At 47.2% G+C, this 9124-nt stretch carries 8 protein-coding genes; 4 read left to right on the forward strand and 4 right to left on the reverse strand.

Annotated features, from left to right (window positions below):
• The 3 genes from SIN01_RS12795 to SIN01_RS12805 form a co-directional block, all read right to left on the reverse strand.
• The coding region (locus tag SIN01_RS12795) for a hypothetical protein (protein ID WP_141306114.1) at positions 1-188 on the reverse strand (188 nt) is incomplete at its 3' end.
• Complete coding sequence (qoxA, locus tag SIN01_RS12800; RefSeq protein ID WP_010024728.1) at positions 181-1125, reverse strand: cytochrome aa3 quinol oxidase subunit II; 945 nt, start codon at positions 1123-1125, stop codon at positions 181-183. The genes qoxA and SIN01_RS12795, both read right to left, overlap by 8 nt.
• Positions 1126-1548: 423 nt before the next feature.
• Entirely contained in the window at positions 1549-2658 is a 1110-nt protein-coding gene (locus tag SIN01_RS12805; protein ID WP_010027306.1) for a LysM peptidoglycan-binding domain-containing protein, read from the reverse strand.
• A gap of 435 nt (positions 2659-3093) precedes the next feature.
• On the opposite strand from SIN01_RS12805, the gene pdxK reads away from it, so the two are divergent.
• Positions 3094-3933 carry a pyridoxine/pyridoxal/pyridoxamine kinase gene (gene pdxK, locus SIN01_RS12810; protein WP_010027307.1) on the forward strand — a complete coding sequence of 280 codons (840 nt, stop codon included), beginning with the start codon at positions 3094-3096 and terminating at the stop codon, positions 3931-3933.
• Positions 3934-3996: 63 nt separating this feature from the next.
• Here the strand turns inward: pdxK and SIN01_RS12815 are convergent, their stop codons facing one another.
• Positions 3997-4605, reverse strand: a complete 609-nt coding sequence (locus SIN01_RS12815; RefSeq protein WP_010027309.1) for a TetR/AcrR family transcriptional regulator — start codon at positions 4603-4605, stop codon at positions 3997-3999.
• A gap of 185 nt (positions 4606-4790) precedes the next feature.
• Between SIN01_RS12815 and SIN01_RS12820 the strand changes: the two genes are divergently transcribed.
• The 3 genes from SIN01_RS12820 (at position 4791) to SIN01_RS12830 (ending at position 9048) form a co-directional block, all read left to right on the forward strand.
• Positions 4791-5516 (forward strand): ABC transporter ATP-binding protein, encoded by a 726-nt coding sequence (locus SIN01_RS12820; RefSeq protein WP_010027310.1) that lies wholly within the window; start codon positions 4791-4793, stop codon positions 5514-5516.
• Positions 5513-6721 (forward strand): ABC transporter permease, encoded by a 1209-nt coding sequence (locus SIN01_RS12825; RefSeq protein ID WP_010027311.1) that lies wholly within the window; start codon positions 5513-5515, stop codon positions 6719-6721. Before SIN01_RS12820 ends, SIN01_RS12825 begins: the two co-directional genes overlap by 4 nt.
• Positions 6722-6864: 143 nt before the next feature.
• On the forward strand, positions 6865-9048 hold the full coding sequence (locus SIN01_RS12830) for an alpha-galactosidase (protein ID WP_010027312.1): 2184 nt from the start codon (positions 6865-6867) through the stop codon (positions 9046-9048).
• Positions 9049-9124: the final 76 nt, after the last annotated feature.

Consider the following 9124-nt stretch of genomic DNA (forward strand, 5'->3'; position numbering starts at 1 on the left):
ATGATACCTATTTTTTTATGATCAACCGTTGTCAGCCATTCTTCCCACAGCCATTTCCACTTTTTAAAATAGGTTAGGACGGCCACGATACCGATCGAAACCAATGCGATGGATGCATCGGCACCATAGATCATTGGATCGCCCGTGACAAAAAACCATCCCATAAACGATTTAATTGATTCAATCATTTTGAGATCCTCCTTCCCCGCTCTCGTGATCCATATCCATACCGTGCATTGAATCGGTATCCACAGATTCACCGTTCATCAGTGCTTCCATCTGCGCTTTATTCAGATCCTTTGCAACGATTGCCGGGTAGGACGAAAACGCTTGCGCTTTTACCGTATTCGGCTTCAGCAATTCCATATATTTTTCATGAGTCAGTGCAGGCTTGTTTTCTTTTACATCGTTCACCCAGCGGTCAAAGTCGCTCGCTGACCGTGACATCACTTTAAACGTCATGTGTGCAAAACCTTTGCCGGAATAGTTGGAGCTACGCCCATCATAATTGCCGGGTTTATCGGCTTGCAGCCAAAGCTGCATCGGCATATCCGTCATGGTATACTGCTGTCCGCCAAGTTCAGGAACCCAGAATGCATTCATCGCATCATAGGCATGCAGACGGAACTTCACCGGGGTACCCGCGGGAATCATGACATAATTAACGGTCTCAATTTTCTGACCCGGATAACGAAACAACCATTTCCATTGAACCGAAGTTACATCAATGGTCAGCGATTTTCCCGCTGTCTGTGCCTGCGCCGCAGTTGCTTTCGGCGGCTGGTTCAAACTGAACAGCGTCTTCACAGTAGGAACGGCTAATAAGACGCAGATAAGCACCGGAATAACCATCCAGACGATTTCCAGCCTTCTGTTTCCTGTATCATTAGGATCAAATCCATCACTATTTTTGCGCCCATACCGCGCAAGGACATAAACAAATATGATTAGAACAACAGCGAGAACCAAGCTCATCATAATTAATGACCAAATAATCAAATGATATTGCGACCTTGCCACCGGGCCCTGCGGGTTCAACACAGCTATTTTCTCTGAACATCCCGTCAGCATCGGCAGCGCCATCAGCAGCAAAGCCGGTTTTATGAGTGCTTTTAAATTCTTCACGTGTGCTCTTCCTCCCCTCTTAACCTCTCTATTCGAACGCATAACAAACCTTTCACATTATAGCATAAACTTTTTATTATAACGTTAATGGAGCCTATATAATGTGTTATTTGTTACATATTAGTGAAAACAAACAGTAAATATCATTTTTTAACCTTTTGTTCACCTTTTATTCACCGTTTATACACATTATAACTCGAGCACCTAATTAGTAAAGCGCTTCCATTCATTTTTTCAATTCCATTTCCTTAATAAGAAAAACCAGGTAAAAAGCGCCCGGTCGTTATTTCCGCAGGATGCGGTGGCAACCTTTTGATGTACAGAAATCAGCATGCTTACCTGCAAAAAATAACCCCTTAAACGGAACGTAATAAGCTCCGTTTAAGGGGAAGGAAGTCGTTCATTCGATTCGTACGCCGCACATTACAGCGAACTAGGAATAAGCAGATGTTGTCCTGGATAGATCAGTGTCGCCGATAAGTTGTTGGCGCGCATCAATTGGTTCACCGAAATGCCGTGTAGCGTCGCAATTTCCCAAAGGCTATCGCCGCTTTTCACCTTATACGTACTTTTTGAAGAAGAAGAGGTGCTTTTCGCGGCCGTCTGCGTGATTACCGTTTTCGATGATGACGCAGATCCGGATAATTTCAGCGTTTGACCCGGATAAATCACATCGGAATTCAATCCATTAATTGATTTCAATGCACTTACGGAAATACCGTTTCCCGTTGCAATCTTCCAAAGACTGTCGCCGCTTTTCACGGTATAGGTTGCTGCACTTGTCTTTGCGGGCGCTTCCGTTTCTTGTACCGCGCCGCTGTTTTGTGATGCTGCTTCAGTCTGGGTGGAGCCTGAAAGCTTTAACGCCTGTCCCGGATAGATCAGATCCGACTTTAAATGGTTCAATGATTTCAGTTTGGCAACCGTCATCCCATGATGGCTTGCAATTTTCCAGAGACTGTCGCCGCTCTTGACCGTATAACTCGAAGTTGCACTCGTCTGTGCCGGCGCGGTGGACTGGGCCGGTTGTTCCGATTGATTCTGTGCAGATTCCGTTTCCGTTGCAGCGACGACTCTGCGCGCGGTTTTAAACTTTGGTTCCCAGTAGGATTGGGAACCGCCGCCGCTAAACACATTGGTTATATGTACACCCACTGTAACTTCAGCGCTGATCATTTTTCCATTGCCCATGTAGATGCCAACATGATGAATCCCGCCGTCACCAGCAGTATCAAAGAAGAGCAAATCGCCCGGTTGCAATTGATCCTTGGATACCGCAATCCCTTGCTCTGACTGCGCCGAAGATGTGCGCGGTAATGATGCATTCAGCACTTTGCTGTAAATGAACTGTGTAAATGAAGAGCAGTCAAATGAATCTTCTGAAAAGGCCGGCGCGGCATATTGATACGCCTTGCCTTGATAATTTAATGCCTGGCTGACAACATCCTGTCCCGATGCAGCCAATGCCTGTTGGCCGGCGCCTGAAAACAGCAATCCGCTCACAAGAGCAGTAGGTACAATGATTTTTTTCACTAAAATTCCTCCTAATCGCTCTCTTCGTCATTGTAAACTTTGTGTTGCGAAAGTTAACAGTTTCATTGAGTCATTGACGACAACACGAAGGCTCCAAAACCAGCCGCTCCATGAATGTATTTTTTGCTCGCCCTATGCATCAATCAAGTGCTTCACTGATTCCCTGAAACAGCTTGTCCCCGGTGTCTTTATTTCTAGTGTCGTTCACTCCGTCTATGCTGTCAATAACAACGCGCCCTAAAATAGCAGAAAATTTCAGCCGCTCTTTTGCGATACACGTCTAAACTTTTTATCGGATCAATTGCGCGAATTATTAATTGATGGCCTCAAATATTTTTCGACATTCTCTTCCCGCTCACAAAAGCAGGGACATAGTTTTTTCAGCGTCGACTCATTATAATAGAAGATACGTGAAAAAGGACAGGAGGCTTTTCGATGACTACACTGAATAAAGCATTGACAATCGCCGGATCGGATTCGAGCGGCGGCGCCGGCATGCAAGCTGATCTGAAGACCTTTCAAGAGCTCGGCATCTACGGCATGACCGCACTGACCTGCATCGTGACCATGGATCCACATAAAAGCTGGGCGCACAGCGTTACTGCACTGGATACCGAATTGCTCAAGAAGCAGCTGGATACAATCATCGTCGGTATTGGCGTCGATGCGATGAAAACCGGCATGCTCGCTTCACCGGAAATTATTAAAATTGCAGCAGATGCGATTGAAAAGAATCATTTGGCGCGCGTCGTCATTGATCCCGTTATGGTCTGCAAAGGGGCAGAGGAAGAAATTCAACCGGAGTTGCAGCCGGAAAACACGGCCGCAATGCTCGACTACTTAATTCCAAAAGCATTGGTTACAACGCCGAATCTCTATGAAGCGGCACGTTTAACCGGTATGCCGCGGATCACAAGCGTTGATCAAATGAAGGAAGCGGCGAAGAAGATCGTTGCCTTGGGTGCGAAGAACGCACTGGTTAAAGGCGGCAGCAGGCTTCCGAATACAGATCAAGCCATCGATGTGCTTTATGACGGAAAAGACTTCCATATTATTGCTGATGACTACATCGACACGCCGAACATTCATGGTGCCGGCTGCACCTATGCCGCAGCGGTTACCGCCGGTCTCGCCAAAGGGCAACCCGTTCTTGAAGCTGTTCAAGTGGCGAAGAAATTTGTGACTGCAGCGATTCGCGGATCCTTCCGCTTAAACGACTATACCGGTCCGACCGATCACAGCGCATACAAGAAAGAGCTTGCTGCTCATCGCTAAACCCATTCCTACTGAAAAACCCCGGAGAGGCACCCATCGGCCTCTTCGGGGTTTTTCACTCTGCTACACGTCGAGTCCCAACGCCCTCAGTGGGCCTTGGGTCATAATCACTAGAATTCTGCGTGCAATTTCTTCTTCCGGGATCTTGGCCTGTCGTTCAAACCACCAGCTAAGCAGTCCAATCATCGCTGATGAAACGAAAATCGGCATAATTTCGAGCATTAATGGATCTTTTTCGATCACAGGAAGACTCATTTGACCGATTTCCTGTTGAAATTTAGACAGAAACCGTTCTTGCATGCGCTGCCGAAACATTGGAATGTCTTCATTAAAGAACATCGCGCGAAAAAATCGGTCATTTCGCTTGAAATGGCGAAACATGGTTTGCACAAAACCTGTAATCCGATCGAACGACACCTTTCCATCAACAAAATAAGTATGTAGATGAAACTTGTCAACCGTCTCATTTAAACCTTCGTCAATCACTTTTTCCAGTAGATCGTACTTGTCGAGAAAGTGAAGATAGAAGGTGCCGCGACCTATTTGGGCAGCCGCTGCAATATCTTTTACAGTAAGCGTATTGAATTTTTTTTGAAGCAGCAAATCAAGAAACGTCATTTCAATCGCAGCCCGCGTCTTAATCACGCGCAAATCGGTTGACTCCGATACCATCCGAATCCCTCCCGGCTATTATAGAGGATCACCAAAAGCAAAGGATAAAAGACACAGATGCCGTTTATGTTCACTAATGATCATTTCGAAAACGATTGACTATTGAACAATTACCGATTCCATTTTATCATAATTAGTGAACACAGTGTTCACTAAGAGCTCCATTGACAAAGGATGTGATGACGATGAGTTTCCCTATAAAAGGAGAGCATCTACACAAAAAGTATAAGAACCAAATCGTGCTCAACGATGTATCGCTCACACTTCAAGAAGGAGAAATATACGGACTGATTGGGCCATCCGGTGCCGGAAAGACAACATTGGTACGTATTTTACTCGGTTTGGAAAAGGCTGACAGCGGCAAGATTGAGCTCTTTGAGCAGCGCCCAACCTTGAACGCCTTCCGTTCTCTCGGTTATATGGCTCAGTCCGATGCTTTATATAGCGAATTAAGTGCCTATCAGAATCTTTCATTCTTCGCTTCGATCCAAGGACTGCATGGAAAGGCGAAAAAAGCCCGCATCCTCGAGGTCGCAAAAGCGGTTGAACTGGACAAAGATCTCAAGAAAAGTGTCGCCCAATTCTCCGGTGGTATGAAACGACGCCTGTCGCTTGCTGCCGCGCTGATTCATCAACCCCGGCTCTACTTGCTCGATGAACCAACCGTTGGGCTTGATCCGCTGATCCGCAAGAAATTGTGGACCCTGTTTCATTATTTAAAAGAAAAAGGAGCGACGATTATCGTCACCACTCACGTCATGGACGAAGTCGCGCAGTGCAGCCGCGTCGGACTGCTCAGTGAAGGAAAAATTATCGCTGAAGGTGCGCCGAAAGCATTGATGCAGCGTTATCATGTCTCATCGGTTGAAGACATCTTTATCGCGATGGAAAAAGAGGGGGCGAAAAAATGAGAAATCTCTTTGCGATGGCGCGGCGCATCATCAGCCAGATCGTTCGTGACAAACGCACCTTGGCACTGTTGATTGTCGCACCTCTGCTAATTTTGACGCTCGTCTGGTATATTTTCGGCGCTAAAGCATCCGAACCGAATCTTGCAATCATTCATTATGACTCGTCCGATTACATGAGCGCATTCGCGAAAAACGATTATGAACGCATGACTCCGCTGCAAGCAAGACAGGCACTCGCGGACAAGAAAATCGATGCGTATGTTGACCTGAAGAATCCAGTAAAAGTTCACTTGGAAGGCAGCGATCCACAGCGCAACGGCCTGGCCATGAGCAAAATTCAAAAATCAATGCAAAAGGTGCAAGCGATCACGGTCTCTGCGATGAAAGACGAACTCACCGATGTCATTAAAGCACAGAAAAAAGGCATGCAAGCCGAGCAGCAGACGATCGCACAAATGTCTAAAGCAATGCAGATTTATGCGCCCGGCGCGTTGGCACAAATCACGCAAAATGCGCCAAAAGTCGAAGAACCGGACAGCCCTCAAAAGCCGGAGAAAGTGACGCTCGATGTCTCTTATCTTCATGCCAATGACGATCTAAATACGTTTGATGCTTTCGGTCCGGCAATGGTGGGGATTTTCGTTTTCCTGTTCATCTTTATGATCGGCGGCGTTTCTTTTCTACGCGAACGAACAACCGGAACACTGGACCGGCTCATGGCTTCTCCAATGAAAAATTATCAAATTATCTGGGGCTACATGATCGGATTCGGCTTGTTCGTCATTGTTCAATCGTTCCTGCTGACCTGTTACATCGTCTACGTGCTGCAGATCTATAATGTCGGACATTTGCTCGATGTCCTGATCATCGTTTTCATTCTGTCATTCAGCGCGTTGTCGCTCAGCATCCTGCTGTCGACCTTCGCATCGAACGAGTTGCAGATGTTCCAGTTCATCCCGCTGGTGATCGTCCCGCAAATCTTTTTATCGGGGTTGTTTCCGATCGACACACTGCCGGGTTGGGTGCAGGCGATCGGAAATCTGATGCCGATCCATTATTCAACCGAAGCTCTGCGGAACATCATGATTCGCGGAAGTGAATTCTCCGACTGGTGGCTTGACGGATTCATATTGATCCTTTTCTCGGCAGTCTTCATCACGATCAATATTCTATTCATCCGCCGGCAGCGACCACTGACCAGCTAACGAACAAACACGAAACTTCAGACCGAGGCAGATGCCTCGGTCTGTTTTTATCTTGCCCCCCATTTTTAATCATGATGTGCATTTCTTTTCACATACAATGAATAAAGCAACACATCGTATGTGCGCTTCCCGGAGGTGTAGTGATGATTATTTATGATTCGAAAAAAAGATGCATTCACTTGCAAACCAAACATTCCAGTTATGTCATGCAAGTCGACAATGGCTATCTGCTCCACCTTTACTGGGGAAAGCGAATCAACCACTATCTAGGCAGCAGACCGGTGATTAAGGCGCCAAGATCCTTTGCTCCTTACGCCGATCCGAAACATCGCGGCTTTTCCTTAAGCACACTCCCACTCGAGTATCCGGGATACGGAAATGGTGATTATCGTCATCCCGCCTATGCGGTTCAGCTGGAAAATGGAACAACGGTCAGCGATTTGCGCTACAGCGGTCACATCATCTATTCAGGTAAGCGAAAACTTAGGGGGCTACCGGCTACTTATGTTGAGAAAAATGCGGAAGCAGACTCAATTGATCTGATGCTCGAGGATCAAGTCACCGGTTTATCGGTTATACTCACGTATACCGTTTTTCGCGACTTTGATGCCATCGCCCGCACAGTACGTTTCGAAAACAAAGGTAACCGTGCAATCCGCCTTCTCAAAGTCTCCAGTGCCAGCCTTGATTTACGCGATAATCAATTTGATTTACTTACGTTCTATGGCACGCATAATGACGAGCGGAACATGGATCGTCAGCCGCTCGCACCCGGCAGCCGGGTTATTGAGAGCACGCGTGGCGCCAGCAGCCCGCAGCATGACCCTTTTTTTGCCTTGATGCGCAAGAATGCTGATGAGAATCAGGGGGACGTATTTGGCTTCAGCCTCGTATACAGCGGCAATTTCCGATCACAAATTGAAGTCGAGCAATACCACACGACACGCGCATCGATAGGCATTAATCCATTCACCTTCAGTTGGAAACTTAATCCTGAGGCAAGCTTTCAAGCCCCTGAGGCCGTGCTTGTCTACTCGGATCAAGGACTCGGCGGCATGTCGCGCACCTACCATCAGCTTTATCGAAGCCGCCTCGCCCGTGGAACCTACCGTGATCGCGTTCGCCCAATTCTCATCAATAACTGGGAAGCAACCTATTTCAAATTAAATGAAGAAAAATTGCTCGCCATTGCCGCTGAAGCCCAAAAAGCAGGCATCGAACTCTTCGTCCTAGACGACGGCTGGTTTGGCCGGCGAGACAACGATAAAAGTTCGCTTGGCGATTGGTTTGTCAACAAACGCAAACTGCCGCATGGACTCAAAGGACTCTCAAAGCGAATCCACGACATCGGACTTGCGTTCGGCCTCTGGTTCGAACCGGAGATGGTCTCACCAGACAGTGATTTGTACCGTGCACATCCTGACTGGACGCTTCACGTCCCAGGTCGCCCCCATAGTCTCAGCCGCCACCAACTCGTGCTTGATCTGTCACGCGCGGATGTTCGCCGCTACCTTTATCAATCGCTTTCAACCATTTTATCGGACGCGGACATCAACTACGTAAAATGGGACATGAACCGGCACATGACTGAAGTCGGTTCAGCACTTCTCCCTCCTGACCGCCAACAGGAAACCGCACACCGCTACATACTTGGGCTTTATGAACTAATGGAGCGCCTCACGCATGCCTTTCCAAACATCTTGTTCGAAAGCTGTTCAAGCGGCGGCGGCCGCTTTGATCCGGGTATGCTCTTTTACATGCCGCAAACCTGGACCAGCGACAATACCGACGCCGTTTGCCGATTGAACATCCAATACGGAACAAGCGTTGTCTACCCAGCGATTGCCATGGGCGCCCATGTTTCCGCCGTGCCCAACCATCAAGTCGGCCGCGTCACTTCGCTTGCTATGCGCGGCGCAGTCGCCATGTCCGGAAATTTCGGCTATGAACTTGATCTGACTAAATTAAGCGACGAGGATAAAGCCACCGTAAAAAAACAAGTCGCTTTTTATAAAAAAATCCGCCCACTGATTCAATTTGGCAATTTCTATCGCCTATGTAATCCATTCATGAGCAATGATGCCGCCTGGTGCTTTGTCTCGCCTGACCAAAAGGAAGCCATCGGTTTTTATTTTTCCGTATGGTTCAACCCAAATCTCGTACAAAAAGTCTTTCATTTTCAAGGATTGAATCCGGACTTCGTCTATGAAAATTGTGCAAACGGCGATGTGTTCAGTGGCGATGAACTGATGAACAGTGGTTTAAACGTACCGATTGAAAAAGGCGACTTCCATCGTTACCTATGGTGGATTAAAAAAGTAGAGTAAAGGCATGGACCTGTTTTTGTAGAATTTCTGTTAAGAAAAGCCAAGCTGTGCTTGGTCCTTTATCTCCAGCCATGTG

Source organism: Sporolactobacillus inulinus (genome assembly GCF_006539285.1).
Classification (GTDB): domain Bacteria; phylum Bacillota; class Bacilli; order Bacillales; family Sporolactobacillaceae; genus Sporolactobacillus; species Sporolactobacillus inulinus.